The sequence below is a fragment of the Shewanella sp. BJSY2023SW001 genome (assembly GCF_047314685.1).
Taxonomy (GTDB): Bacteria; Pseudomonadota; Gammaproteobacteria; order Enterobacterales; family Shewanellaceae; genus Shewanella; species Shewanella indica.
In genome coordinates this window covers 148,573-175,192 of the sequence record NZ_JBKORF010000011.1, presented here as the reverse complement: position 1 = coordinate 175,192, position 26,620 = coordinate 148,573, and the positions used below count along the sequence as shown (strand labels likewise).

Here is a 26,620-nt window from a genome sequence, read left to right as displayed (position 1 = left end):
GTTTCTGGATTCGAATGATAAAAAAGCCCTGTATAAACAGGGCTTTTTACTATCAATTAAATTCAATCCGAAGTGAGTTCGCCACAGAGGTTTTGTTGCATCTGCCGTCTTATCTCTTCTGTACTCAGCCCTTGGGAGAGCAGGTAATGCAACTTGGTCAAGGCGGCTTCCGTGGTCATATCGGCGCCGCTGATAACGCCGGCTTTTGCCAGGGCGTTGCCTGTGGCATAACCGCCCATATTGACTTTTCCCTGCAGGCACTGAGTCAGATTAATAAGCACTGTGCCTTTGTCGTTGGCCCGCTTGAGAGTTTCCAGCAAGGCGGGGTCCTGCGGCGCGTTGCCGACACCATAGGTCAGTAATATCAGTGCTTTTACCGGCTGCTGCAATATGTTGTTGAATACCTCGGTGGAGATGCCGGGATACAAGGTAACCACACCAATAGGATGAGGGGTAATGGGCGCCACTTTCAGGGGCTTATCGCTGGGCGGAGCAATTTTACCGGCGCGCAGGCGAATCTTGATCCCGGCTTCCAGCAACAGGGGGAAATTCGGCGAAGCAAAGGCATCGAAGCCGTCGGCATGAGCCTTGGTGGTACGGTTGCCGCGGAACAACTTATTGTTGAAGAACAGGCAAACCTCGGCAACTGGGTAATTTGCCGCTATATACAGCGCATTAAGTAAGTTGGTTTGACCGTCTGAACGCAGCTGCGCCAATGGAATTTGCGAGCCGGTGACGATAACCGGCTTACCGAGATCTTGCAGCATGAAAGACAGCGCCGAGGCGGTAAACGCCATGGTGTCTGTGCCGTGAAGAATAACAAAGCCATCATACTTGTCATAGTTGGCCTGAATGTCGTCGGCTATCATCTGCCAGTGGCTGGGAGCCATGTTGGAGGAGTCTATCAGCGGACTATATTCCTGGATCACGAACGTCGGCATCTCTTCATGGAAAAACTCCGGCATGGAGTTGACGCATTCCGTCAGGAAACCGGCGACCGGGGCAAAGCCATTACTGGTTTTTTGCATCCCTATGGTGCCGCCCGTGTATGCGACATAGATGGACTTTTTTTTGTTCATAATCTGGCTTTATTTATCATTGGAGCAAAAGAGAGGCCGGATTATAGCAAATCAACCCCGACAGCATAAGGCACAAAAAAGCCCGGCGAACCGGGCTTTCAGGATTATCAGTAACTGCAGTTATCGCAGTAGAGATAGACGCCGTTGGGGTCGTCAAAGGCGGCAAACTCTTCCAGTACCTGGCTCCATTGAGTCAGCAGCTTTTCCAGTACGCTGGACTGCTTGACGCTGTGAGGCAGATAAGCTGAGACACTGGCGAACATCTCCTGAATGAAGAGTTGCTCAGGTGTCAGTTCCTGTTCTATCACTCGGCTGTCAAATTTATCGAGCTCGGCCAATTCGGCCGCTTTGGCGATAGCGTTATCGAGATCGCCAAGCTCATCCACCAGACCCAGCTCCAGGGCTTTCTTGCCGGACCAAACGCGGCCTTGGGCAATCTTATCCACCTGCTCGAGTGTCATATTGCGCTCGTTGGCTACCAGTGAGATAAAGTCTTTGTAGCCACGTTCGATATGGCGCTGGATCACCGCCTTGACGCCATCGGAAAGTGGCCGGGTAACAGAAAGACCGGCCCAGTCAGAGGTGGCCACCCCATCGGTATTGACGCCGATGGAAGACAGGGAGTCCTCGAAGGTGGTTATCATGCCGAAAATACCGATGGATCCGGTCAGGGTAGTGGGGTTGGCATAGATATAGTCGGCGCTGGCCGAAATCCAGTACCCGCCTGATGCAGCCATGCTGCTCATGCTGACCACCACAGGCTTACCGGCTTTCTTCAATGCCAGCACTTCCTGACGAATTTGCTCGGAAGCAAAGGCGCTGCCGCCGGGGCTGTCGACCCTGAGTACTACGGCCTTGATAGTGTCGTCGAAGCGCGCCTTACGCAGCAGGGCGGAGGTACTTTCGCCGCCGATATCACCGGCCGGTTGACTGCCGTTGAGAATATTGCCCTTGGCCACTATAACGCCAATCTCTTCTGAGGGGACCAACTCGGGCAGCGGTGCCATCAACTTGGCGTAGTCATAGTAGCTGATCTGCTTGAAGCTATCGCCTTCCTTGCTTTTGCCCACCAAGTCCAACATCGCCAGGCGGAAGTCCTCGGCGCTGGCAAGTTTATCGACCCACTTGAGGTTAACTGCCATGGTGCCTGAATCGCCGTCGGCTTGCTCCAGCTCTGCCAAATAAGCGCTAGCATTAAGGCCTAGGCTGGATTTGTCTATGCCACGATTGGCTGCCACTGTGTCTGTATAGCTGCCCCAGATGTCGTTGAGCAGAACAGAGTTGGCTTCCTTGGCGGCTTCTGACATGTCGTCACGGATAAAAGGTTCAACCGCTGACTTGAAAGTACCAACACGGAAAATGTGCGCCTTGATTTTTAACTTATCCAGTGCCGACTTATAGTACTGACGGTAGCGGCTCAAGCCATCTACCGCCACCATACCCTCTGGGTTGAGGTAGACAGTATCGGCAAAACTCGCCAGGAAATACTGGTTCTGATCATAATAGTTACCTATGGCGACCACAGGCTTGCCACTATCCTTGAATTCATTGAGTGCCTGGCCTATGGCGCTCAGCTTACTCAGGCCGCCATATTGCAACTCGGACAGATCCAATACCAGGGCCTTAATTCGCTTGTCATTGGTAGCGCTGTTAATGGTATAGAGCACATCACTCAATAAGATTTCGCCGTTGACATCGGGTCCTTTGCCTTGGTTTAACATCGCCTCGAACGGGTCAATCTGGCGTTTCTGATCCACTATGCCGCCGGCCAGGTTCAATACCAACGCCGAGCCATCCTCAACTTGGATTTCATCACTGCTGACCATGGCGATGACCACGGCTATCAAAGCGATAAAGAACAGCGGGAAGAACACTAGGTTCAACACCAGCTTGCGAATGAAGTTGATCACATTCCAGATCAACATCAGGGTATTCTTGGTTGTCAGGGGTTTTGCGGACATAGCCACTCCATTTTTCCATGCATTCCGCTAATGCTAACTGAAAATAACAGCAACGGGAAAACACATTTGTAAGTGATTTTATACGCGTGCTTTTACCGGCTTAGCCGAAGGGAGATCGCAATGCATGCTTTATGTTGAGCTTGATGGCGGCTCAGGTTATGCTGATTTAAATCACTTGTTTAAAAAGGATGTTTTAATGTCGGGCTTTCCTCATTTATTAGAACCCTTGGATCTGGGGTTTACCCAGCTGAGAAACCGGGTACTCATGGGTTCCATGCATACCGGGTTGGAAGAAGAAAAGGGCGGTTTTGAGAAACTGGCACACTTCTACAAGGAGCGGGCGCTGGGTGGTGTGGGTTTGATTGTCACCGGCGGCATAGCGCCAAACTTTCGCGGCCGTTTGGCCCCCAACGCCTGTCAGCTGAGTTTTCCCTGGCAAGTGGGCAAACACCAAATCGTTACCCGCGCCGTGCATGAGGGCGGCGCCAAGATCTGTATGCAGATCCTTCATGCCGGTCGTTATGGCTATCATCCTTTTTCACTGGCACCGAGCAAGGTCAAGTCACCCATTACCCCATTTACGCCGAGCGCCATGTCTTTGCGGCAAATCCGTGGCACCATAAAGGATTATGCCACCTCTGCCGAATTGGCCAAACGGGCCGGTTATGATGGCGTGGAAGTGATGGGCTCTGAAGGCTATCTCATCAATCAGTTCATCTGTGAGCGGGTCAATCAGCGCAGCGATGAGTACGGCGGCAGTTTTGCCAACCGTATTCGCCTGCCACTGGAAATTGTTCGCGCTATCCGCGCCAAGGTCGGGCCCGAGTTCATCATTATCTTTCGTTTGTCTATGCTGGATCTGGTCGACAAGGGCTCAAGCCTTGAGGAGGTCATAGAACTCGGCAAAGCGCTGGAACAAGCCGGTGTCACTATCATCAATACCGGCATAGGATGGCATGAGGCCAGGATCCCGACCATAGCCACCAGCGTACCCAGAGGCGCCTTTGCCTGGGTCACTGAACGTTTGAAAAAAGAACTCAGTGTTCCTTTGGTGGCCACCAACAGGATCAATACACCTGAGATAGCCGAGCAGATCCTCTCCTCGGGGCAGGCGGATATGGTGTCTATGGCCAGGCCTTTCCTGGCCGATCCTGAGTTTGTCAACAAAGCCGCGGCCAATCAAAGCGAAGCCATCAATACCTGCATCGGCTGTAATCAGGCTTGTCTCGATCATACCTTCTCGCTCAAGCGTGCTACTTGCCTGGTTAATCCAAGAGCCTGCTATGAGACAGAGATTAATTTCCCCAAGACTGAGTCACCCAAACGCCTGGCTGTGATGGGCGCGGGCCCGGCGGGGATGGCGTTTGCCGTCTACGCCGCTGAGCGGGGGCACAAGGTGACTTTGTTTGAAGCCCGAGATGAAGTCGGTGGCCAGTTTAACCTGGCGCGCAAGATCCCCGGCAAGGAGGAATTCAACGAAACCATACGCTATTTCAAGAATCGCCTCGCACACTTTAAGGTGGACCTGCGTTTGAATACGCCGCTCAACGCCTCTGTGCTCAGGGATGAGGCTTTTGATGAGTTGGTGGTCGCCAGTGGTGTTGTACCAAGAGAGCTCAACTTGCCCGGATTTGATTCTCCCAAGGTGGTCAGTTATCAACAGGTGCTGCGGGGCGAGGTGGAAGTCGGCCAGCGGGTGGCACTTATCGGCGCCGGTGGCATAGGTTTTGACTTGGCGCATTTCCTCGGCGAGCAGGAGTCCAGCACGCTGGAGCCGGAGCGCTGGTATCGTCAGTGGGGCATAGACACAAGTTACGCCGAGCGCGGCGGACTGGCCAAACAAGCCCAGGCGCATGCCCCGGCCAGAGAGCTGTATTTGTTGCAACGCAAGAAGAGCAAGCTGGGTAAAGGCTTAGGTAAGACCACGGGCTGGATCCATCGCATGGTGCTTAAGCAGCACAAGGTGACAGAGCTCAGTGGGGTCAGCTATGAGCGCTTTGATGACCAGGGATTGCACATACTGATTGATGACAAGCCGCAACTGCTGCCAGTGGATACTGTGGTGATCTGCGCAGGCCAGGAATCCAACCGTGTGCTGTTGCCGGAACTGGAAGAGTGCGGCTTGCCAATGCACCTCATTGGCGGCGTTGATGTTGCTGCCGAGTTGGATGCCAAACGCGCCATTCGTCAGGGTGCAGAATTGGCGATGCGGATCTAGTCTCTAACCGGGTTTAGGGAAGGTGCGAATAAGTCCTTTTGGCCTTCTCTTTTGTAGAGAGTGGCTTATTCAGCAATTGGCGTTCAAGGTATCTAACTGAAGGCATGCCGGGCCCTTTATCGATGGCGGCGAGTGGCGGGGGATTTATATCTTTGATGTTGCCAGTTTGGCTGAGGCTGAAGCCTTGACGGCCAGTGATCCTGCGGTTCAGGCCGGTAGCCTTATTATGGAACTTAAAGCTTGGTACGGCAGTGCGGCTTTGCTGGAGGTCAACCGTATTCACGCCCGGATAGCCGAGTCACAGCCTTGAGTGACAAGCTTTCAACACTAAATGAGCGTTTCAAAGCCGCTTGAGGATATCTTTCGGTATTGAGCTCAACCCGGGCGGCGGTAAAAAACCACCCAAGCCGCGGTCGATACGCAAATGCTGCAGATCCAGCGCCCGGGTCAGGGGCACGAAGAGGGCGCCTGGATGAAGGATATATTCGCTTACCAGGTTGAAGCCGCCGCCACAGATAACCCTTTGATACTGCCAGCCAATATCTGAGGCCGGGTACAGCTGCAACCGGGTTAATCCAGGTTTGTGCTCTTTGTTGTTGCAGTTGTTGAACTCGCTCAGAGCACGCTTATCAAGGGATTTGCTATCAAGGGGTTTGTTATTAAAGCCTGCATCGGCGCTCGGGCGCGGCGGCGCAATAATATCTATCGTTTCTCCCGCCTTTGTGGCGTGTTCAAGCAGCAAAGCCTGCTCGGCAAGGCTTCCCGAGTGGATCACCAGAGTCTGTTTAGGCTTTTCAAGACCCTTTGGGGTTGCGCCTTTGGACTTGTCTTCGCCGAGTAACGGCAGCCAGAAGCGTTGGCCCGTTTGATTGGAGAGCGCCAGCTCTTGCTCCGGGGTCGGCCATTCACAAAACCAGATTTGCTGAAAACGGGGAATATGGGCAATACGCTGGCGATAGACATTCCAGTTGAGCAATCTGGCGATATAGACAAGTTTGCCAGGCAAGGGGATATCACCAAGCTCGCCCCAAATGCCCCCGGGAAAGGCATCTATCAGCATGAGCCGACACGCTTGTTGCTTGTTGAGCGATGCCAGTAACTGCTTGAGCCAAGCGCTGAGTTCGGCTCGGCTTTGAAGCCCGGGCGGCAGACTTATGTGTTGAATGCCCTTTGGTAGCAGCGTGTCGACCGCTAACGGCAGTGGACTTGTGATCACCAACGCTTGCTGCGCCTTGATAAAGCCGAGCACTTTCAGTGCCCGGCTCAAGTGCCCGAGTCCGCCGCCGGGGGCGTAATAGATAAGCATCAGTGACTCGCCGTTTGAGCGACCAGAGACTTGATGACAGAAAAATAACGCTCGGCTTCAGCCTCGGCGCTGCACTGACTCAGTACTGTTTGGTACAAAGCCTGGCTCTTGGCGGCGCGAATCGAAGCGGTATCGGTTTGCCAACGCACCAACGCATCCAAAAGCGATTCCGCCGAAGTTGGATGAAACAGATAACCTGAGTCCGTTTGGCCGCGGAGATTATTTGCTGCGTCACTGTCAGTCAAACGGCCATCAAAGACATGCTTTTCGCGCTCATGCAGGCTGTCGAAGATAAGATCGGCCATACCGCCGCAGCAGGCGCCGAGCACAGGGATGTTGAGCGCCGCCGCCTCCAGCAGCACATTGGGTGTTCCCTCATAGAAAGAGGGAATGGCGATAAGGTCGCATACCAGATAACGGCTTATCAGCTGATACCTGTCAAGAAACGGCTCCAGGGTGTAACTGCCCTCGGGCAGGGTTTGCAATAGCTCGGCGGCGCTTTCATCCAGCTCGCCAATCAACAACAGATGGCAGTTGTGTACCAAGGGGCTGCGTTTGAAGGTCTCGATAAAAAAGGCCAAACCTTTTTTCTCTTTCAAATGGCCGAACAGGCCAATCACAGGCTGACTGGGATTTTCCAGGTTATTGGAACGCCAGGCTTTGGCTTGCTCTTTATCCAGCGGCAGTGGTCGCCAACGTTCGCTATCCAGGCCATTACTCATGTTGTGCACTCTGACTTGCGGCCACAGGGCTTTGACCCGTTTTGCCTTGTCGGCGCTGACGGTCAATACCAGCGCGCTGGCTTGCAGCGTATCCTGCAGCACTTGATAGCGACGATGATCGAGAATACTCAAGTCGAAGTCATTGCCGCGCAGCAATGTGATGAGCGGTAGCCCAAGCCAGGCGGCAAAGACCCGCCCGGCATGCATGGAGAAGGGATAGCCATAGGCAACGACAGCATCATATTCACCTTCCAGCTTGTGCCACAGAAGATTGAGCGAGTGCGCCGGGTTTGTACCCATGGGAAAGCTGTGATCGCAACCCTGCTCAGCAAAATAGCCGGTCTCCTTTTCCAGGCCGCCGGAGCGTAAATGATAAAGGGTGATATGTACCCCGAGCCGCCGCAAATGGCGCACCAGTCTATCGCAGGACAATGCCATGCCGCCTTTGGCCGGCGGGTAGTGTTGAGTCAGCCACAGTAGCCTGGGGTTAGCTGTCATAGATATCCCGGTACTCGTAATCCGGCAACTGCTGATCATCTTCGTCGACAGGGAGCTCAAAAGCGGCAAAGTCCTCGGCATCAAACTCTTTATTGTAACTGCCGTGTTTGGTGTGCAGTTGGTACCAGGCACTGCCGAGATACAGTTGCTTGAGGGCGAAACCGGCAAGCGGATCCTCAGGTTTAACGCCTTGTAGGCTCAATTGCTCATACTTGGTGCCTGAGTGTGGATCTTCATAGACTTCCTTGCCGACCTTCAAGGGTTTGGCGGCGCACTGGAAACACAGACAGGTTTTGGGATCCAGATGATGCTCGCAGACACTGGCTTGGCACTCACTGCAACTGCCAACGGCAGGTTGGCCGCAAGGGCTGAGGGTGAAAAAACCGACTTTTAACTGACACTGACTCATATTATCCCCTGGCTCGAATACTGGTCTGTTGATAGGACTTGGCGATGGTTCTGAGAATATTCTCGGCATCCATCAAACGTGACTCACCGATAAATTTAAAGGTGGAGTTGGATTTCACCTTGGTGATGCCGTTTTGAGTCTGTGCCTTGCTCGTTGGTGCCAGTTTACCCTGGCGTAGATGATAATATTCAGCATTCAGCGTCAGGCAGCTGCGAATGCTGCGCCGTCCCTTGTACTTGATCTTGGTTTTGACTTTGCCTCGGGCGTTGCGACGGGTGCGTTTACGACGACAGATAACATCATCCACCCGCAGTTGCAGCTCATTGCCGTCCTTGAGTTTGGCCCTGAATTGCAACAGTGGCACTTCAAAGTAGGCCAGTTGGGTATTTTTCTCAGGCTTTTCGGTTCGGGCCGGCTTACGCTTGTGTATGGAGTCGAGATCCAGTTTCAGTTGCACGCTGTTGGTCTCCATCGCCAGTACCTGCATCAATTTGATAAGGCCGGTGCGCACATTGTCGTTGACGTCCATATTGTTGCAGCTGTGAAGCAATAATATCGAGGCCAGAGTCAAACCCACCAAGGCATACACCACCAGGTGAGGTACGGGCAGGAATATGCTGACAATAGTGAAACCTATTAACCAATTGCGGCTGCGGCGAAACTGGCGTCTCAATGGGCTGCCCATACGATCCAATCGGGTCAGGCGCTTGAGAAACAGTAACCAGTGCTGGGTCGAATGGGTTGCATCCAACTTCCTGGTGCGGATAAATTCTTGCTCCACCGGGGTTAACTGCTTGAACACTTTGCGCATTCGCCAGTAGTGAAGCGGGGCGTTAAAAGGGTTTATGGCTGTTTCCATATCGTTTCCTTGACATTAAACAGGTGCTATTAAGCGGTAGCTTGCATGGGGCCTTGGCTCAGCTGTTGATACAAGTCGCTGAGTTGAGTGCAGATCTGTTGCCATTGGAACTGCTCTGTCACCCTTTGTTGGCCCTTGAGGCCCAAATCTTTGGCCTTGGCCGGTTGACTGAGCAGCTCAATACAGGCTCTGGCGAGCTCGGAGGGCCTGGAGGGGGGAACCAAGAGCCCATGGACTTCATGGGTTACCAGCTCACGAATGACAGGTAGATCCGAGGCGATAACTGCGGTGCCACAAGCCATGGATTCGAGTACTTTCAAAGGGCAGCATCCCTGAAGCATGTTGCGCCTGCAGGGCGTGAGCGGCGCCAAAGACGCGCTCGCGGCCTGGATTTTTTGCCTGAGACTGGCTTGGTCCAGCCCAAAATGCAGCGAAACACAATCTTCCAGTTCCATGGACTTGAGCCAGGCCTTTACCTGCCGGGCCTGGCGATTTTCGAGTGACAGGCAGAGATCCAATTCGACCTCCAACTGCTGACGCACCAAGGCAAAGGCTTTGAGCAGATCCCTAAGCCCCTGCCAGCGCTGGGCAGCACCAAAATAGATGAGCCTGGGTAGCCTCGCATCCTCTGCTTGCCTCAATGGCTCGGCAGGCGGCAACTCGGCGCCGTTTGGCAGATAGACTACTGGAGTGGTAGTGCGTTTTTCAAGGCCGGCAGCCGTGATTCTTGATGGGGTCACAATCAGATCGGCACCATCCAGGCAACGCTGCTCCCAGGCGCTGATTTTGGCCAGGGTTTTTCGCGGCAGCGACAGGTGAATAGGCAGCTCTATGCTGGGCAGGGCATTGACCTCATAAACTAGCTTGAGCGCTGGATTGTCCTTGCGATGATCCAGCAAAGGCACCCCCGCCCAGGGATCACGAAACTGCGCCAATGTCAGGGTATCGCGATTTTGCCTGAGCAGCGCCCCAAGCTGATTGGCATAGTCCAGCGCCTTGGCAAGTACGTTATTGCCCGAACTTGGGTTTAGCTGGTGCCTGACGATACTGACCTCACTGCTTACCTCGCTGGGATTGCTGCCGAGTGACAGGGTTTCCTGCTGCCAGGAAGGCATCTGGGGATCACCTTGCAGATAGAGCATACCGGGGGACTGGAAGGCAAACAGGGTTGACGCCATATAACGTATATGGGTCGAAGCGCCTTTGGGCAGAGGGTAGCGGTCAAAAGCGCAATAAAGACTTTTGAATGAATAACTTGAGTCTGATTTCATAAGTCCGGCAGAGTACCGGAGTCAGGCAGGATTTACAACGAAAAAACGCTTGTTTGACTGTAGGAGATCTGCCATTGACGGCGTTTTTTGCGCTTGTTTCAGGCCAAATGTTTAACCCGCAGCAGCGGCATGTCGGCACCTTCGCTGGAGAGGTCCAAGTCCAGATCTTCCGTAGGCACACAGCAGCAGGGCAGGCATTCATCCGCCTTTAACTCGGCCAATGGCGTGGTCAGATAAGTGACCGAGCCACTGCGCACCCGGGTCTTGCAGGCGCCGCAAAACCCGCTGCGGCACTCGGAAAAAATGCTCACCTTACGGGCTTCAAGCGCTGCCAGGAGAGTCCTGTGCTCTGTGGTATACAGCAGCAAGGGCTCTCCGCGCAGCAGCACGATAGGGGCTTTGTTAAAGGTCAAAGTCGGAGAACTCATCGTCATCGACAGCCGAATCTATCTGGCCGACCAAATAGGATGATACTTCCACTTCCTGAGGCGCCACCTGTACGGCATCGCTTTCCAGCCAGTTTTTCATCCAGGGCAGGGGATCGCTCTGCTCACTGTATGGTGCGCCCAGGTTAACCGCTTTCATTCTCTGATTGGTAATGAACTCCACATATTGGCAGAGAATGGTTTCGTTCAGGCCTATCATGGAGCCATCCTTGAACAGGTACTTGGCCCAGGCCTTTTCCTGCTCGGCGGCGCGCAGGAACAGATCGTAAGCTTCCTGCTGGCACTCTTTGGCGATTTCACCCATCTCAGGATCATCTTTGCCACCCTGCATCAGGTTGATAATGTGCTGGGTTGAGTTCAGGTGCAAAGCTTCATCGCGGGCGATCAGGCGAATGATCTTGGCGTTGCCTTCCATCAGTTTGCGCTCGGCAAAGGCAAAGGAGCAGGCGAAGCTGACGTAAAAACGTATCGCTTCGAGCGCATTGACCGACATCATGCACAGATAGAGGGCTTTTTTGATGGTGCGGGTAGTGACTTCAAGGGTGCGACCGTTAACGTCGAACTTGCCTTCACCATGCAGGTGATACAACTGAGTCAGCTCGATAAGGCGGTCATAATACTCGGCAATATCGCCGGCGCGCTTGAGGATCTCCTCATTGACCACTATGTCATCGAACACCACGGATGGGTCGTTGACAATATTGCGAATGATATGAGTGTAGGAACGACTGTGAATGGTCTCGGAGAAGGACCAGGTTTCAATCCAGGTTTCCAGCTCGGGCAGGGACACCAGCGGCAGGAAAGCCACATTGGGGCTGCGGCCCTGAATCGAGTCCAACAGGGTTTGGTACTTGAGGTTGGAGAGGAAGATATGCTTTTCATGATCCGGCAGGGCGCCAAAATCGATTTTGTCGCGGCTGACATCCACTTCTTCCGGGCGCCAGAAGAAAGACAACTGCTTTTCGATCAGTTTCTCGAATACTTCGTACTTCTGTTGATCGTAACGGGCCACGTTAACCGCTTGACCGAGAAACATAGGTTCGCGGGTGGCATCGTTGGGGGTTTGACAAAAAATTGAATAAGCCATGATCTACTCTTTCCAAACAACGGGGCCACCTGGGCCCCGAACTTGTTACTTAATCCTGCTTAAATCTTGCAGGCGCCGCCGGCACAACCGTCGTCTTCCTTCTCGATGCTGGTAATGTCATCGAATTTGTCGGAAGCACCGTCCCGGGTGTTGTGGTAATAAAGGGTTTTGACCCCGAGTTTGTAGGCGGTCAACAGATCCTTGAGCAGCAGCTTCATTGGAACTTTGTTACTTTCAAACTTGGATGGGTCATAGTTGGTATTGGCCGAAATCGCCTGATCGACAAACTTCTGCATAATACCCACCAACTGCAGGTAACCGTCGTTGCTGGGCATCTGCCACAGCAACTCGTACTTGTCCTTGAGCTCATCAAAATCGGGCACCACTTGCTTGAGCTGGCCATCTTTACTGGCCTTGACGCTGATAAGGCCGCGTGGAGGCTCAATACCATTGGTGGCGTTGGAGATCTGCGAAGAGGTCTCGGATGGCATCAGTGCCGACAGAGTCGAGTTACGCAGGCCATGCTGCTTGATATCGTGACGCAGGGCATCCCAATCCAGGTGCAGCGGCTCATCACAAATCTTGTCCAGATCCCGCTTGTAGGTATCTACCGGCATGATCCCCTGAGAATAAGTGGTCTCATGGAACAGCGGGCAGGCACCCAGCTCTTTGGCCAGATTCATCGAGGCTTTGAGCAGGTAGTACTGTATGGCTTCAAATGTTCTGTGGGTCAGGCCGTTGGCGCTGCCATCAGAGTATTTCACGCCGTTCTTGGCCAGATAGTTGGCGAAGTTGATGACCCCGATACCCAGAGTGCGGCGGTTCATCGATGCCGTCTTGGCAGCGGGAATAGGGTAGTCCTGGTAATCCAGCAGGTTATCCAGGGCGCGCACGGCCAAATCGGCAAGGCCTTCCAGTTCGCCCAAGTCTTTTATCGCACCCAGGTTCAGCGCTGACAGAGTACAAAGGGCGATTTCGCCATTGGGATCGTCAATGTTGTTCAGTGGCTTGGTTGGCAGGGCAATCTCAAGGCACAGGTTGGATTGACGCACAGGGGCCACTTCGGCGTTGAAGGGGCTGTGGGTGTTACAGTGATCCACGTTCTGCACATAGATGCGACCTGTGGAGGCGCGCTCCTGCATCATCAGCGAGAAGAGCTCGACCGCTTTAAGGGTCTTCTTGCGAATGCTCGGATCTTGCTCATATTTCACATACAGGCGTTCGAATTCGTCCTGATCGGCAAAGAAGGCATCATACAAGCCGGGAACGTCCGATGGGCTGAACAGAGTGATATTTTGGCCCTTGATCATCCGGTGATACATCAGCTTGTTGATCTGAACGCCATAGTCCAGGTGACGGATACGGTTGTCTTCAACACCACGGTTGTTTTTCAGTACTAGCAGCGATTCAACTTCCAGGTGCCAGATAGGGTAGAACAGGGTTGCAGCACCGCCGCGAACGCCGCCCTGGGAGCAGGATTTCACCGCAGTCTGGAAATATTTGTAAAAAGGCAAACAACCTGTGTGGAAGGCTTCGCCGCCACGAATAGGGCTGCCCAGGGCGCGAATACGGCCGGCGTTCACACCGATACCGGCTCTCTGGCTGACATATTTGACGATGGATGAGGCCGTGGCATTGATAGAATCCAGGCTGTCATCACACTCGATCAACACGCAAGAGCTGAACTGACGTGTCGGCGTACGCACACCGGACATGATAGGGGTCGGCAAAGAGATCTTGAAGGTAGAAACCGCATCATAAAAGTCTTTGACATACTGCAGCCGGGTTTCTTTCGGATAACGGGCAAACAGACAGGCGGCGACCAGAATGTAGAGGAACTGGGCACTTTCGTAGACTTCATGAGTCACACGGTTTTGTACCAGATACTTGCCTTCCAGCTGTTTGACGGCAGCATAGGAGAAGTTCATGTCGCGCCAGTGGTCGATATAGCTGTCGAGTACATCCAACTCTTCACGGCTGTAGTCTTCCAACAGGTGCTTGTCGTACTTGCCCATGGCAACCAACTTGCTGACATGATCAACCAGTTTTGGCGGCTCAAACTGACCAAAGGCTTTCTTACGCAAATGAAAAACAGCAAGGCGGGCGGCCAGGAACTGATAGTCCGGAGAGTCGGGAGAGATCAGATCGGCTGCGGCCTTGATAATGGTTTCATGGATGGCTTCAGTGGGAATACCATCGTAAAACTGCAGGTGAGAACGTAACTCCACCTCGGAGACCGAGACGTTGTTTAATCCTTTGGCTGCCCAGGTGATAACGCGATGGATCTTATCGAGATCTATGGTCTCGCGTGCGCCACTGCGTTTGGTAACTGTCATAGTGCTATTCATTGAAGATAGGCCTTGGTTGTAATATCTGTGACAATGACGCGTCGGCGTCATTAAACCTTCCCTTGTAAAACAATCAACCGAACAGTTAACGACGGCGGCCCGAGTGGGCTCTGTTAACCGGGAGTTTTCAGTGCAAGACTAGTATGTTTGATTGCGACTGATACACAAGATATGGTGTTTTTCTATATCTTGGATAACAAGATAGTGAGGTATGGCACTTTTTGCAAGCCTGAGTTTTGGGTATATCTTGTGGATATCTTGAGGATATTGAATGGCCGATTCCGCAAAGCTGCATCATTGCTGGCGCACAGTCATCATGGTTGAAAATTAAGCGATCTCACTCAAGGTGATCGACTGCTAAAATAAGCAGCGATCCGCGATCTTGCGCAGATCCGCTCGGTTAAAGTAGCATCCGGACTGCGACTTTCATTAAGGCCTTGTCCCCTCGGGAAAACAGTGCCGATTTAGCGTTTTTCTTACCTTGTTACCACAATGGCAGAGACATTACTGCCTGTGGATGGTTCAACTGCCAATCTGCGCCCCAGTCTGCCGGTTTATCCTCTGCCGCCAGATATCCCCACATGGCGATGGCAGAGGGCATATTAACCGCCTGCGCCGCGGCTATGTCGCGCTCTGCATCGCCAAGATAGAGAATACGTTCGGTCGCGCAGTTAAGCTGCTGGGCCCCCAGTAACATAGGAGCCGGGTGGGGCTTGCGATAGAGGGTAGTATCGGCACTGATCACAGCATCAAAGCGTTTAAGCAGCCCGATGCGCTCTAACAAGGGACGGGTAAAACGCGCTGGTTTATTGGTGACAATCCCCAGCGGCATAGCTCTTGAACGGGCACTGTCCAGCAAGGCTTCTATGCCTTCAAACAAACAGGCTTTTTGGCCGTTGACCGCATCATATTCCCTGAGCATCGCTTGCCGGAGATGCTCCTGCTCTTCGGCTGAGGCTTGGGGCACGGCGGCTTGCACCATGGCAAGCGAGCCGTGAGAGGCCAGAGTGCGCAAAAGTTTGCGCTTATCTTCTATCGATACCCCATGGGATGCCAGCGCCAAGGCCAGCGCTTCGGTCAGGTCCTCGGCGGTATCCACCAAAGTTCCATCCAAGTCGAACAGAATCCCTTGAAACGGCAGCTTAGGCGTCATGGCATCAGTCCTGGCGCTGACAGGCAATCATGTAGTTGACGTCAACGCTCTTGGTGTAACTGAATACGCCACTCAAGGGGTTGTATTTTATGCCCAGCGCGTCACGACACAATAGTTCAGTGTTTTCCGCCATGGCGATTAACTCGGATGGGCGGATAAACTTACTGTGGTCATGGGTTCCGGGCGGCAGCATTTTCAGCACATACTCGGCACCGAGTATGGTTTGCACCCAGGACATGATGTTGCGGTTAATGGTGGAGAAGAACACCCAACCACCGGGCTTGACCATATCGCAACAAGCCTGGATCACAGATTGCGGATCCGGTACATGCTCGAGCATTTCCATACAGGTAATTGTGTCGTAATGCCCCTGATGATTCTGGGCATGCACTTCGGCAGTTTCTTGCAGGTAGTCTATGCTAACGCCGGCTTCCAGCGCATGCAGCCTGGCGACTTCCAACGGCTCAAAACCCATATCCAGCCCGGTGACCTTGGCGCCAATGCGGGCCATGCTCTCGGAAAGAATGCCGCCGCCACAGCCGACATCCAGCACCAGTTTGTCAAAGATACCGCCGGATTGGGCATCTATATAATTAAGGCGCAGTGGGTTGAGTTCATGCAGCGGCTTGAATTCACCGGCAGGATCCCACCAACTGGCGGCCATACTTTCAAACTTGGCAATTTCCTGAGGGTCGACATTGGGTTGAGAAGACATATTCGGACCTGAAACAGCAATATTAAGGATGCGCCTATTATAACCATATAAGCCATAGGGAAGGGCAGTATAAATTGGCGCCTCAATGTGATCGGCGGCACTAAAGGCCAAAAGCTGGACAAAATATCAGCAAGATTCGGTTTTTGATGATAAAAACAACAACGGAACTCATGTCTATGACAGTGATATCAGCCCCTGCTCGCGACTTGTATCATGCCCTTGGCGTTTTTGGCTGCAAAGGCGGCTTTAAGGACTTCCGACATTAAATAACTGTGTTAGAATGCCAAATCACGTTTGTTGGGCTCGACAATGACACGGATTACAAGTTGTCAGCTAATTTAAGGGGATCGAGCAGTTTATGACTGATCTGGCTTTATCAATTTCGCCAATAAATATTGAAGACGAACTAAAGAACTCCTATCTGGATTACGCCATGAGCGTTATCGTCGGGCGGGCATTGCCAGACGTACGCGATGGCCTCAAGCCGGTGCATCGCCGCGTACTCTTTGCGATGAACGAGCTGAAAAACGATTGGAACAAACCCTATAAGAAGTCGGCACGTGTTGTCGGTGACGTGATAGGTAAGTATCACCCTCATGGTGATAGCGCCGTATACGACACCATAGTGCGGATGGCACAGCCTTTCTCGCTGCGTTACACCCTGGTAGATGGTCAAGGTAACTTCGGCTCCATCGACGGCGATGCCGCGGCGGCCATGCGTTATACCGAAATTCGTATGGAAAAGCTGGCGCATCAACTGCTGGCTGACCTTGAGAAAGAAACCGTCGATTATGTCCCCAACTACGACGGCACCGAAATGATCCCGGCCGTATTGCCGACCCGGATCCCCAACCTGCTGGTCAACGGTTCCTCCGGTATTGCGGTGGGCATGGCCACCAATATTCCGCCGCATAACCTGAACGAAGTGGTTAAAGGCTGTTTGGCGCTTATTGAAGAACCTGAGCTGTCTATCGAACAGTTGATGGAGTATATCCCGGGCCCGGACTTCCCGACTGCCGCCATTATCAATGGCAAGAAAGGCATAGAGGAAGCGTACCGTACCGGCCGCGGTAAGGCGATTATGCGCGCCCGTGCTGAGGTGGAAACCGAAGACAATGGCCGCGAGCGGATCATTGTTACCGAGATCCCGTACCAGGTGAACAAGGCTCGTTTGATTGAAAAAATTGCCGAGCTGGTAAAAGACAAAAAAATTGAAGGCATCAGCGGCCTGCGCGATGAGTCTGATAAAGACGGTATGCGCATTGTGGTTGAGGTCAAGCGCGGCGAAGTCGCCGAGGTGGTACTCAACAACCTCTATGCCCAGACCCAGATGCAAACCTCTTTTGGTATCAACATGGTGGCTTTGACCAATGGCCAGCCCAAGTTGTTTAACCTCAAGGAGATGCTGGAAGCCTTTATTCTGCACCGCCGCGAAGTGGTCACCCGCAGAACCGTGTTTGAACTGCGTAAAGCCCGCGAACGCGCGCATATTCTGGAAGCCCTGGCTATCGCCCTGGCCAACATCGACCCTGTGATTGCGCTGATCAAGGCCTCTCCAACACCGGCCGAAGCCAAGGTTAAACTGGTGGAAACCGGTTGGCAGCTCGGCAACGTGCAGGGCATGTTGGAAAAAGCCGGTGATGATGCCGCCCGTCCCGAGTGGCTGGAGCCGGAGTTTGGTATTCGCGATGGTCTCTACTATCTGACTGAGCAGCAAGCCCAGGCTATCCTAGAGCTGCGTCTGCACCGTCTGACCGGTCTTGAGCACGAGAAGATCCTCCAGGAATATGAAGAACTGCTGGAGCTGATTGCTGGATTGCTGCATATCCTCAGAAGCCCAGAGCGTCTGATGGAAGTGATCAAAGAAGAGTTGGAAGAAGTACTTGAGCAATATGGTGACGAGCGTCGCACCGAGATCAATGCTTCAGCCGTGGATATCAGCCTCGAAGACCTTATTTGCGAAGAAGATGTGGTAGTAACCCTGTCGCATTTGGGTTATGCCAAGTATCAGCCTCTGAGCGATTACCAAGCGCAGCGCCGCGGCGGTAAGGGTAAGGCGGCTACCAAGGTTAAAGACGAAGATTTCGTTGAGAAACTGTTGGTTGCCAATACCCACGACACCATTTTGTGCTTCTCCGACTTCGGCAAGCTCTACTGGCTCAAGGTTTATCAGTTGCCGCTGGCCAGCCGTCAGTCGCGCGGTAAACCTATTGTGAACCTGCTGCCATTGTCTGAGGGCGAGCACATTACGGCGATTCTGCCGGTTCGTGAATACGAAGCCGACAAGTATATCATCATGGCGACTTCCCACGGCACAGTGAAGAAGACATCGCTTATTGAGTACAGTCGTCCAAGAGCCAACGGCATTATCGCCGTTAACCTGAAAGACGGTGACCAGTTGATCGGCGTTGACCTGACCGATGGCAGCAACGAAATCATGCTGTTCTCCAACGAAGGTAAGGTGGTACGCTTCAGCGAAGATCAGGTGCGCGCCATGGGCCGTACCGCCACCGGTGTTCGCGGTATCAAACTCGAAGATGGTCAGGAAGTGGTTTCACTGATAGTGCCAAAAGAAGATGGTGCCATTCTGACAGTGACAGAAAATGGTTTTGGTAAGCGTACCGAGCTGAGTGAGTACCCAACCAAGAGCCGTGCTACCAAGGGTGTGGTTTCCATCAAGGTCAGCGAGCGTAACGGCGCCGTAGTCGGCGCGGTTCAGGTTGGCGACAATGATGAAATAATGCTGATCAGCGACAAGGGCACACTGGTGAGAACCCCGGCGGCCGGCGTTTCTATCATAGGCCGTAATACCCAGGGCGTGACCATTATCCGCACTGCCGGTGACGAGGCCGTGGTGGGTTTACAGCGTATCGATGAAATCCAGTCTGATGAAGACGAAGTGGAATTCGATGAAAACGGCGAACCCATAGCGGCCGAACCTGCCGCCGAGGATACTGAAGGCCAAGCGCCCGAAGCACCTGAAGCCGAGCAGGAATAACAGCATCAAGCATATATGAGCGTCCAGTTGGACGCTCTTTTTTTCAAGGAGAACAATGAAGTGAGCACGATTTATAATTTCTGTGCCGGACCAGCCATGTTGCCGGCCGCGGTAATGCAAAAAGCCCAGCAGGAATTACTGGACTGGCAGGGGCACGGTGTCTCCGTCATGGAGATCAGTCACCGCAGTCAGGCCTTTATCGATCTCACCAAGGCTGCCGAGTCCAGATTACGCTCGCTGATGAATATTCCCGAAGATTACCATGTACTGTTTATGCATGGCGGTGGTCGCGGTCAGTTCTCTGCTGTCGTGAATAATTTTTTGGGCAATAACGGCAGAGCCCTGTATTTGGAGAGCGGTCAGTGGTCAAGATCAGCCACGGCAGAGGCCAGGAAGCTGGCCGGAGATGACAGGATTGATAGCCAAAGCATAGTTGAAAAGATCAATGGACTCAACAAAGTAACCTTGCCTAAGCTGGAAGGTGATAGTGGCAAGTATCGTTATGTGCACTATTGCCCTAACGAGACGGTAGATGGTATCGAAATTTTTGAAGAGTTGGAGTCTCCTTGGCCAATTGTGGCGGATATGTCATCCACTATCATGTCCCGTGAAATCGATGTCAGTCGTTACGGGCTCATTTATGCCGGGGCGCAAAAAAATATCGGCCCTTCCGGTTTGGCCATAGTGATAGTGCGTAAAGAGATGCTGGCTTTGCCGGCCATGCCGCAATCGTCCATCATGGATTATCGCTTGGCGGCCGAAAACGATTCCATGTTTAACACTCCCCCTACTTTTGCCTGGTATTTGGCGGCCGAAGTGTTTGAGTGGCTGCACCGGGTGGGCGGTATCGAGGCGATGGCAGAGCTCAACAAAGCCAAGGCCGAACTGCTTTATGCCTGTATCGATGAACTGGACTTTTACCGCAATGGTGTGGCGACGCCAAACCGCTCGCGGATGAATGTGACTTTCCAATTGGCCGATGAGTCGCTCAATGGTGAGTTCCTGAAAGAGGCGGAGGCCGCAGGTTTGGTGGCTCTTAAGGGGCACAGAATTGTCGGCGGGATGCGTGCCAGTATCTATAACGCCATGCCTTTGGCCGGCGTTGAGGCCCTGGTTGCTTTTATGAAGGCGTTTGCGGCGAAGCACAGCAGCTGAACCCTGGCGAAAATCGTTTTATTACAACTATCCCATAAAAAAGCGAATGCCTCGGCATTCGCTTTTTTCATCTCACTCTCCAATTTTAATCTTGCAACACCTTGGCGATAGACTTGGCAAGGTAATCGACATTGCTATCGCTTATCCCGGCGATACTTATCCGGCTTGAATCCACCATATAGATACCGAACTCCTGCTTAAGTTGTTCAACCTGCTCTGGCGACACCCCAAGGAAGGAGAACATCCCTTTTTGGCGGGCGATAAAGCTGAAGTCCTGCTCGACGCCTACCGCCTTTAAACGCTCAACCAGAATGGCACGGTTACCGTTTATCCTGTCACGCATCACCTTGAGTTCATCCAGCCACTGCTGCTTGAGCTGATTGTCGCCGAGAATGGTTTCCACCAACGCGGCACCATGGGCAGGCGGCATGGAGTAGAGGCAACGCACCACGTAAAGCAGTACCGACAAGGCGACATCGGCGGCAGCACTGTTGTTGGCTATGATGCTGCAAGCGCCGATACGTTCGCGATAAAGGCCAAAATTCTTTGAACAAGAGGAGCAGAGCAACATGTCTTCCACGGCCGCTGCCATCTTGCGAACGCCGTAAGCATCTTCTTCGACACCGTCACCAAAGCCCTGGTAAGCCATATCGATAAGCGGGGTAAAACCGCGTTTGACGGCGACTTGTACCACTTGGTCCCACTGCTCGGTGCTGAGGTCCTGGCCCGATGGGTTGTGACAACAGGCATGCAGCAGCACCACATCGTTTTCCCCAAGAGTGTTGAGTTTGGCGAGCATTTCATCAAACTTCAGCGCCTTGGTGGCGTAGTCATAGTAAGGGTAACGCTCAACCTTGAGACCGGCCGCCTCAAAAAGTCCGGTGTGATTGGCCCAGGTAGGATCGCTGACCCAAATGGTTGCGCCTGGGCGACAACGTTTAATAAAGTCGGCTGCGACCCGCAGCGCGCCTGTACCGCCGGGAGTGGATACACTGCGAATGCGTCCTGCGCTCAGGGTAGGGTGCTGCTCACCGAATGCCAGCTCGGCAATGAGACGATTGAAATCACTGCTACCGGCAGGGCCGATATACACCTTAGTGGTTTCTGTGGCGGTGCGGCGCTGCTCGGCGGTCTTAACGCAGTCGAGGATGGGGGTATTTCCCAAGATGTCTTTATAGACACCAACGCCCAAATCAATTTTTTCATGGCGAGGGTCGTCGCGATATTGGCTGAGCAGCCCAAGAATGGGATCGGCTGGCATCGCCTTGAGTGTGCTGAACATAGGGTTCCCTGGATTGAATACTTGTTGAAGAAGATTAGCATAACGATATTTAGGTTATTTGTTAACGGCTGGTGAGGTTGCAGTAAGCGATAGTCTGAGTGGTGCAACTGGCAAGCTGGGCTTCCAGGGTGTAAAGCTCTGTTGCAAGAAAGCAGAGTCGTTTCTCTGTATCACTTGTTGGAACGTCTATCGGAGAGTTAAAGAGCTTATTTAGCGCTAGTTGAATAATTTTCCGCTGAAATCGGCTTTTTTCAGCAAAAAACGGTTGAATCCCTGTGGCGCTCAGGTAACTTTAATGCCACGAACACTTAATTCAGGCCTATCAGCACTCGCTGTATCTAATCTTTTGTCTTGATTTACCGGTTTTATCCCATAATCGGTGACAAGGTCTTTTAACCCGCTTTGGCGGTATGTGGCGTAACGCTGCAATGCCGTCAAACACAGATGCAAGAATCCAAAAAAGATGAAGCAATTGCGACTGGATCCCATAAGTAGAATGCATGGGGAGGTCAACATCCCCGGCTCCAAGAGTATCTCCAACCGGGCGCTGCTATTGGCAACCCTGGCCAAGGGCAGCACAGAACTGACCAATCTGCTCGACTCAGATGATATTCGTCACATGTTGGCAGCGCTGAAACAGCTCGGCGTTCAATTTGAGCTCTCCGAAGACAAAAGCCACTGTAGTGTGCAGGGCCTTGGCGGCGCAATCAACAGCGACAAGCTGCAAGAGCTTTTTCTCGGTAATGCCGGCACCGCTATGCGGCCATTGTGCGCCGCGCTGACTCTGGGGAACGGTGAGTTTGTTCTCACGGGTGAACCCAGAATGGAGGAGCGGCCAATAGGAGATTTGGTCGACAGTCTCAAGGCCTTGGGCGCAGATATTCAATATCTGAAACATCCCGGCTTCCCGCCATTAAAAATCAAGGCAACGGGCCTCAGTGGCGGGGATGTGGAAATTGCCGGTAATCTCTCCAGCCAGTTTCTTACCGCGTTACTGATGGTTGCGCCGCTGGCCGGTACCGCTGTCAATATCAAGGTCAAGGGTGAACTGGTTTCCAAGCCCTATATTGATATTACTTTGGCCTTGATGGCGCAATTTGGTGTTAAGGTCATCAACCACGACTATCAGCGTTTTGAGATCCCATCCGGTCAAAGTTATCTGTCACCGGGCAAGGTATTGGTGGAAGGCGATGCCTCATCGGCGTCTTATTTCCTGGCTGCAGGCGCTATCGCCGGCGGTGAAGTGAAAGTTACCGGAGTTGGCCGTCTCAGCATTCAGGGTGATGTCAAGTTTGCCGATGCGCTGGCGAGCATGGGCGCCGAGATTGAATGGGGAGATGACTATATTATTGCCAGGGGCAGCCAGCTCATGGGCATAGATATGGACATGAACCATATTCCCGATGCGGCAATGACCATAGCCACAGCTGCGGTTTTTGCCAAAGGGCCGACTCGCCTTAGCAATATCTACAACTGGCGTATCAAGGAGACAGATCGTCTCAGCGCCATGGCCACAGAACTGCGTAAAATTGGTGCCGAGGTGGAAGAGGGTGAGGATTATATTTTGGTAAATCCACCGCTTGCGCCCACGCATGCCGCCATCGATACCTATAACGACCACCGCATGGCCATGTGTTTTTCGCTGCTGGCGTTTGCTGATTGCGGCGTCACCATTAATGACCCGGATTGCACCTCAAAAACCTTCCCGGATTACTTCCAACGCTTTACGGCCTTGGCCGGTTAAGCGGCTGAATTTCGGGCTGTTGACAACAGCAGTCCGAAATTGACCTTGAATTCAGCATACGGAAAGCATGCAGTTGATATATAATATTGGCCGCTCATTTTCGGTGAACTCATACTGTGTCCTCATGGAAGATGATAATTACTGCGGAGGAATTTATGTCTGAACGGGCGCCTGTTGTCACAATTGACGGCCCAAGCGGTGCGGGAAAAGGCACTATAAGTCAGTTGCTTGCCAACAAACTTGGATGGAAACTGCTCGATAGTGGTGCCATATATCGAGTGCTGGCACTTGCCGCTATTCACCACGATGTGGAACTGGATAACGAAGAAGCCATCACCCTGTTGGCCGCGCACCTAGATGTACAGTTTCTGGCGGGAGCCGGAAATGAAGCCATAAAAGTGGTGCTGGAAGGCGAAGATGTCAGCCATGCCATTCGCACTCAAGAATGTTCTGACGCAGCCTCAAGAGTGGCGGCGTTTCCCCGGGTGAGAGAAGCCTTACTCAGAAGGCAGCGCGCTTTCAGAGTTGCCCCCGGGCTTATAGCTGATGGCCGGGATATGGGAACCGTTGTTTTCCCGCATGCACCGGTCAAATTATTTTTGACAGCCTCGGCTGAGGAAAGGGCCCAGCGGCGCTATAATCAGTTGCAGGACAAGGGCTTCGATGTTAATATCGAGCGTCTTTTAACCGAGATCCAGGAAAGAGATCACCGGGATATGAATCGCGCAGTAGCGCCTTTGGTGCCCGCAGAAGATGCCTTGGTGATAGATACTACCGGACTCGGAATTGAGACTGTGCTGGAGCTGGCGCTCAGGCACATAGTTGACAAATTATCTGACGTCAGTCTCTGAGACTGGCGGGATAGGCATTCGCCACAGGGAAGAGGCGAGTTATTTTACTGACTCCACGTTCAGGATAGATACGTGGTTTATTACTTAAAGTTAATTAACATGACTGAATCTTTTGCTGATCTGTTTGAACAATCCCTTCAACAACTGGAATTCCGCCCAGGTTCTATCGTTCGTGGTACTGTAGTTGCCATCGAAAACGGTATGGTACTGGTTGACGCCGGTCTGAAATCTGAGAGCCCAATCCCAGCTGAGCAATTCAAAAATGCTCAAGGTGAACTGGAAATCGCCGTTGGCGACCAAGTTGACGTTGCGCTGGATAGCGTTGAAGACGGTTTCGGTGAGACTCAACTGTCTCGCGAAAAGGCTAAGCGCCACGAAGCCTGGATCGTTCTGGAAAAAGCTTACGAAGATGCTGAAACTGTAATCGGTGTCATCAATGGCAAGGTTAAAGGCGGTTTCACCGTTGAGCTGAACGGTATCCGTGCGTTCCTGCCTGGTTCTCTGGTTGACGTTCGCCCAGTACGCGATACTGCTCACCTGGAAAACAAAGAACTGGAATTCAAAGTTATCAAGCTGGACCAGAAGCGCAACAACGTTGTTGTTTCTCGTCGTGCTGTTATCGAATCTGAAAGCAGCGCTGAGCGTGATGCTCTGCTGGAAAACCTGCAAGAAGGTCAAGCAGTTAAAGGTATCGTTAAGAACCTGACCGACTACGGTGCATTCGTTGATCTGGGCGGTGTTGACGGCCTGCTGCACATCACCGACATGGCTTGGAAGCGTGTTAAGCACCCATCTGAGATCGTGAATGTTGGTGACGAAATCAACGTCAAAGTACTGAAGTACGATCGCGAGCGCACTCGTGTATCTCTGGGTCTGAAGCAACTGGGTGAAGACCCATGGCTGGAAATCAGCAAGCGCTACCCAGAAAACACTCGTCTGACTGGTCGCGTAACCAACCTGACTGACTACGGCTGCTTCGTTGAAATCGAAGAAGGCGTTGAAGGTCTGGTACACGTTTCTGAAATGGATTGGACCAACAAGAACATCCACCCATCCAAGGTTGTTAACCTGGGTGACGAAGTTGAAGTTCTGGTTCTGGACATCGATGAAGAGCGTCGTCGTATTTCTCTGGGTCTCAAGCAGTGCAAGACCAACCCATGGGAAGACTTCGCTAACCGTTATGCCAAGGGCGACAAAGTTACCGGTAAGATCAAGTCTATCACTGACTTCGGTATCTTCATCGGTCTGGACGGCGGTATCGACGGTCTGGTTCACCTGTCTGACATCTCTTGGAACGGTAGCGGCGAAGACGCTGTTGGCGAGTACAAGAAAGGCGACGAAATCACTGCAGTGGTTCTGTCTGTTGATCCAGAGCGTGAGCGTATCAGCCTGGGTGTTAAGCAGACTGAAGACGATCCATTCAACGCCTACCTGGCCGACAAGAAGAAAGGTACTATCGTAGTTGGTACTGTTACTGCTGTTGACGCCAAAGGTGTTACTGTTGAGCTGGCTGACACTGTTGAAGGTTACATCCGTGTATCTGACATCAGCCGTGACCGTGTTGAAGATGCATCAAGCGTCTACAATGTAGGTGACAGCGTTGAAGCCAAGTTCATGGGCGTAGATCGCAAGAACCGTGCAATCAGCCTGTCTGTACGTGCTAAAGACGAAGCTGAAGAAAAAGAAGTGATGGCTAACCTGAACAAGCAGGATGACGCTATCATGACTAATGCAATGGCTGAAGCGTTTAAAGCAGCTCGTAAGTAAGTGCCTGTAGTACAGGGGGCTTGCCCCCTGTTAGGTGACTGTGTTTGGCTTGATAATAGGGGTAGCTAGGATGACTAAATCCGAACTGATCGAAAAACTCGCCAGTGGGCAGTCGCAACTGTCGGCGAAAGAAGTAGAAGGCGCCATCAAAGAGATGTTGGAGCAAATGGCTAAAACATTGGAAAGCGGTGATCGCATAGAGATCCGTGGCTTTGGCAGCTTTTCACTTCACTATCGTGCACCTCGCACTGGTCGTAATCCCAAAACGGGAACATCAGTCGAGTTGGATGGCAAGTACGTCCCGCACTTTAAGCCAGGCAAAGAACTGCGCGAACGCGTTGACGCTTATAACCGTTAATCGCTGTTGTATTAAAAGCCTCCGAAAGGGGGCTTTTTTATGCCCGGAGCTTGGCTAAAGCTGGTCAGCTCAGTCAAATTACTGGATAATCAGAACATTGAAACGCGTTTATGGAGTGCAACGTGAAGTCATTTGTCGCAACCGTACTGGTGGCAATGTTGTTTGTAGTGGCACTGGTATTTGGCTCTCGTAATGAACAGCTGGTCACCATCAGTTATTTTGTGGCACAGGGAGAGTTCCGCTTGCCTGTGGTGTTGGCCGTGGTATTTCTGGCGGGGTTTATCCTCAGCTGGGTCATTGCTTTCTACTACATCATGAAGCTGAAACTGTCATTGCGTAATGCCCGCAAGAAGATCCAGACCTTAACTCAGCAGCAGGGGCAAGACGCCTAGT

At 52.5% G+C, this 26,620-nt stretch carries 22 protein-coding genes; 9 read left to right on the top strand and 13 right to left on the bottom strand.

Features of this window, described 5'->3' with window-relative positions; all coding sequences use genetic code 11:
* Positions 1-62 precede the first annotated feature (62 nt).
* Together ansA and sppA are read right to left on the bottom strand one after the other, a co-directional pair.
* Complete coding sequence (gene ansA / locus ACMHXH_RS02540) at positions 63-1,079, bottom strand: asparaginase (RefSeq protein ID WP_215774354.1); 1,017 nt, start codon at positions 1,077-1,079, stop codon at positions 63-65.
* A gap of 107 nt (positions 1,080-1,186) precedes the next feature.
* Entirely contained in the window at positions 1,187-3,040 is a 1,854-nt protein-coding gene (gene sppA / locus ACMHXH_RS02535) for a signal peptide peptidase SppA (protein WP_335911685.1), read from the bottom strand.
* Between the two features lie 196 nt (positions 3,041-3,236).
* Between sppA and ACMHXH_RS02530 the strand changes: the two genes are divergently transcribed.
* On the top strand, positions 3,237-5,258 hold the full coding sequence (locus tag ACMHXH_RS02530) for an FAD-dependent oxidoreductase (protein WP_039033038.1): 2,022 nt from the start codon (positions 3,237-3,239) through the stop codon (positions 5,256-5,258).
* Positions 5,259-5,376: 118 nt separating this feature from the next.
* Positions 5,377-5,568 (top strand): YciI family protein, encoded by a 192-nt coding sequence (locus tag ACMHXH_RS02525; RefSeq protein WP_083399733.1) that lies wholly within the window; start codon positions 5,377-5,379, stop codon positions 5,566-5,568.
* A 30-nt stretch (positions 5,569-5,598) separates the two neighbouring features.
* Here ACMHXH_RS02525 and ACMHXH_RS02520 read toward each other — a convergent pair whose 3' ends face one another.
* The 10 genes from ACMHXH_RS02520 to ubiG form a co-directional block, all read right to left on the bottom strand.
* Complete coding sequence (locus ACMHXH_RS02520) at positions 5,599-6,564, bottom strand: hypothetical protein (protein ID WP_144361487.1); 966 nt, start codon at positions 6,562-6,564, stop codon at positions 5,599-5,601.
* Entirely contained in the window at positions 6,564-7,784 is a 1,221-nt protein-coding gene (locus tag ACMHXH_RS02515) for a glycosyltransferase family 4 protein (protein WP_186300046.1), read from the bottom strand. The genes ACMHXH_RS02520 and ACMHXH_RS02515 overlap by 1 nt, the downstream gene beginning before the upstream one ends.
* Positions 7,774-8,193 (bottom strand): hypothetical protein, encoded by a 420-nt coding sequence (locus ACMHXH_RS02510; RefSeq protein WP_052247922.1) that lies wholly within the window; start codon positions 8,191-8,193, stop codon positions 7,774-7,776. The genes ACMHXH_RS02515 and ACMHXH_RS02510 overlap by 11 nt, the downstream gene beginning before the upstream one ends.
* Before the next feature lies 1 nt (position 8,194).
* Positions 8,195-9,052 (bottom strand): hypothetical protein, encoded by an 858-nt coding sequence (locus tag ACMHXH_RS02505; protein ID WP_039032992.1) that lies wholly within the window; start codon positions 9,050-9,052, stop codon positions 8,195-8,197.
* Positions 9,053-9,081: 29 nt separating this feature from the next.
* Complete coding sequence (locus tag ACMHXH_RS02500) at positions 9,082-10,323, bottom strand: glycosyltransferase family 4 protein (RefSeq protein WP_335911686.1); 1,242 nt, start codon at positions 10,321-10,323, stop codon at positions 9,082-9,084.
* Positions 10,324-10,421: 98 nt separating this feature from the next.
* Positions 10,422-10,757: a class I ribonucleotide reductase maintenance protein YfaE gene (gene yfaE, locus ACMHXH_RS02495; protein ID WP_071475569.1), complete on the bottom strand. Its 336-nt coding sequence runs from the start codon at positions 10,755-10,757 to the stop codon at positions 10,422-10,424.
* Entirely contained in the window at positions 10,726-11,856 is a 1,131-nt protein-coding gene (gene nrdB, locus ACMHXH_RS02490) for a class Ia ribonucleoside-diphosphate reductase subunit beta (RefSeq protein WP_025010421.1), read from the bottom strand. The genes yfaE and nrdB overlap by 32 nt, the downstream gene beginning before the upstream one ends.
* A gap of 59 nt (positions 11,857-11,915) precedes the next feature.
* The gene (gene nrdA / locus ACMHXH_RS02485) at positions 11,916-14,204 is read right to left on the bottom strand and encodes a class 1a ribonucleoside-diphosphate reductase subunit alpha (RefSeq protein WP_335911722.1); all 2,289 of its coding nucleotides are present in this window, start codon (positions 14,202-14,204) and stop codon (positions 11,916-11,918) included.
* 484 nt (positions 14,205-14,688) lie between these two features.
* Positions 14,689-15,357 carry an HAD family hydrolase gene (locus tag ACMHXH_RS02480; protein ID WP_144361490.1) on the bottom strand — a complete coding sequence of 223 codons (669 nt, stop codon included), beginning with the start codon at positions 15,355-15,357 and terminating at the stop codon, positions 14,689-14,691.
* Between the two features lie 4 nt (positions 15,358-15,361).
* Positions 15,362-16,072: a bifunctional 2-polyprenyl-6-hydroxyphenol methylase/3-demethylubiquinol 3-O-methyltransferase UbiG gene (gene ubiG / locus ACMHXH_RS02475; protein ID WP_335911687.1), complete on the bottom strand. Its 711-nt coding sequence runs from the start codon at positions 16,070-16,072 to the stop codon at positions 15,362-15,364.
* Positions 16,073-16,430: 358 nt separating this feature from the next.
* Here ubiG and gyrA point away from each other — a divergent pair, with 358 nt between their 5' ends.
* Entirely contained in the window at positions 16,431-19,070 is a 2,640-nt protein-coding gene (gene gyrA, locus ACMHXH_RS02470; protein WP_101096456.1) for a DNA topoisomerase (ATP-hydrolyzing) subunit A, read from the top strand.
* Between the two features lie 60 nt (positions 19,071-19,130).
* Positions 19,131-20,225 (top strand): 3-phosphoserine/phosphohydroxythreonine transaminase, encoded by a 1,095-nt coding sequence (gene serC / locus ACMHXH_RS02465; protein WP_071475575.1) that lies wholly within the window; start codon positions 19,131-19,133, stop codon positions 20,223-20,225.
* A gap of 85 nt (positions 20,226-20,310) precedes the next feature.
* On the opposite strand, the gene ACMHXH_RS02460 is transcribed toward serC, so the two are convergent.
* Positions 20,311-21,507, bottom strand: coding sequence for an amino acid aminotransferase (locus ACMHXH_RS02460; RefSeq protein ID WP_335911688.1), 1,197 nt, complete (start codon positions 21,505-21,507; stop codon positions 20,311-20,313).
* A gap of 463 nt (positions 21,508-21,970) precedes the next feature.
* Here ACMHXH_RS02460 and aroA point away from each other — a divergent pair, with 463 nt between their 5' ends.
* From aroA to ACMHXH_RS02435, 5 genes are all read left to right on the top strand, one after another.
* The gene (aroA, locus tag ACMHXH_RS02455; RefSeq protein WP_039032985.1) at positions 21,971-23,251 is read left to right on the top strand and encodes a 3-phosphoshikimate 1-carboxyvinyltransferase; all 1,281 of its coding nucleotides are present in this window, start codon (positions 21,971-21,973) and stop codon (positions 23,249-23,251) included.
* 155 nt (positions 23,252-23,406) lie between these two features.
* Entirely contained in the window at positions 23,407-24,102 is a 696-nt protein-coding gene (cmk, locus tag ACMHXH_RS02450) for a (d)CMP kinase (RefSeq protein ID WP_039033034.1), read from the top strand.
* Positions 24,103-24,201: 99 nt separating this feature from the next.
* Positions 24,202-25,869, top strand: coding sequence for a 30S ribosomal protein S1 (gene rpsA, locus ACMHXH_RS02445; protein ID WP_025010414.1), 1,668 nt, complete (start codon positions 24,202-24,204; stop codon positions 25,867-25,869).
* Positions 25,870-25,939: 70 nt separating this feature from the next.
* A complete protein-coding gene (ihfB, locus tag ACMHXH_RS02440; RefSeq protein ID WP_025887377.1) occupies positions 25,940-26,227 on the top strand; it encodes an integration host factor subunit beta in 288 nt (95 codons plus the stop codon).
* A 122-nt stretch (positions 26,228-26,349) separates the two neighbouring features.
* Positions 26,350-26,619: a LapA family protein gene (locus ACMHXH_RS02435; protein ID WP_039032984.1), complete on the top strand. Its 270-nt coding sequence runs from the start codon at positions 26,350-26,352 to the stop codon at positions 26,617-26,619.
* Position 26,620: the final 1 nt, after the last annotated feature.

Excerpts from the sequence above, each read along its gene's own strand:
- ACMHXH_RS02505 (WP_039032992.1), bottom strand. The coding sequence starts at position 9,052 with ATGGAAACAGCCATAAACCCTTTTAACGCCCCGCTTCACTACTGGCGA.
- ACMHXH_RS02515 (WP_186300046.1), bottom strand. The coding sequence starts at position 7,784 with ATGACAGCTAACCCCAGGCTACTGTGGCTGACTCAACACTACCCGCCG.
- ACMHXH_RS02530 (WP_039033038.1), top strand. The coding sequence starts at position 3,237 with ATGTCGGGCTTTCCTCATTTATTAGAACCCTTGGATCTGGGGTTTACC.
- ACMHXH_RS02510 (WP_052247922.1), bottom strand. The coding sequence starts at position 8,193 with ATGAGTCAGTGTCAGTTAAAAGTCGGTTTTTTCACCCTCAGCCCTTGC.
- ihfB (WP_025887377.1), top strand. The coding sequence starts at position 25,940 with ATGACTAAATCCGAACTGATCGAAAAACTCGCCAGTGGGCAGTCGCAA.
- yfaE (WP_071475569.1), bottom strand. The coding sequence starts at position 10,757 with ATGACGATGAGTTCTCCGACTTTGACCTTTAACAAAGCCCCTATCGTG.
- sppA (WP_335911685.1), bottom strand. The coding sequence starts at position 3,040 with ATGTCCGCAAAACCCCTGACAACCAAGAATACCCTGATGTTGATCTGG.
- nrdA (WP_335911722.1), bottom strand. The coding sequence starts at position 14,204 with ATGAATAGCACTATGACAGTTACCAAACGCAGTGGCGCACGCGAGACC.
- nrdB (WP_025010421.1), bottom strand. The coding sequence starts at position 11,856 with ATGGCTTATTCAATTTTTTGTCAAACCCCCAACGATGCCACCCGCGAA.
- ACMHXH_RS02460 (WP_335911688.1), bottom strand. The coding sequence starts at position 21,507 with ATGTTCAGCACACTCAAGGCGATGCCAGCCGATCCCATTCTTGGGCTG.
- ACMHXH_RS02500 (WP_335911686.1), bottom strand. The coding sequence starts at position 10,323 with ATGAAATCAGACTCAAGTTATTCATTCAAAAGTCTTTATTGCGCTTTT.
- ansA (WP_215774354.1), bottom strand. The coding sequence starts at position 1,079 with ATGAACAAAAAAAAGTCCATCTATGTCGCATACACGGGCGGCACCATA.
- ubiG (WP_335911687.1), bottom strand. The coding sequence starts at position 16,072 with ATGTCTTCTCAACCCAATGTCGACCCTCAGGAAATTGCCAAGTTTGAA.
- ACMHXH_RS02520 (WP_144361487.1), bottom strand. The coding sequence starts at position 6,564 with ATGCTTATCTATTACGCCCCCGGCGGCGGACTCGGGCACTTGAGCCGG.
- aroA (WP_039032985.1), top strand. The coding sequence starts at position 21,971 with ATGAAGCAATTGCGACTGGATCCCATAAGTAGAATGCATGGGGAGGTC.
- cmk (WP_039033034.1), top strand. The coding sequence starts at position 23,407 with ATGTCTGAACGGGCGCCTGTTGTCACAATTGACGGCCCAAGCGGTGCG.
- rpsA (WP_025010414.1), top strand. The coding sequence starts at position 24,202 with ATGACTGAATCTTTTGCTGATCTGTTTGAACAATCCCTTCAACAACTG.
- ACMHXH_RS02480 (WP_144361490.1), bottom strand. The coding sequence starts at position 15,357 with ATGACGCCTAAGCTGCCGTTTCAAGGGATTCTGTTCGACTTGGATGGA.
- gyrA (WP_101096456.1), top strand. The coding sequence starts at position 16,431 with ATGACTGATCTGGCTTTATCAATTTCGCCAATAAATATTGAAGACGAA.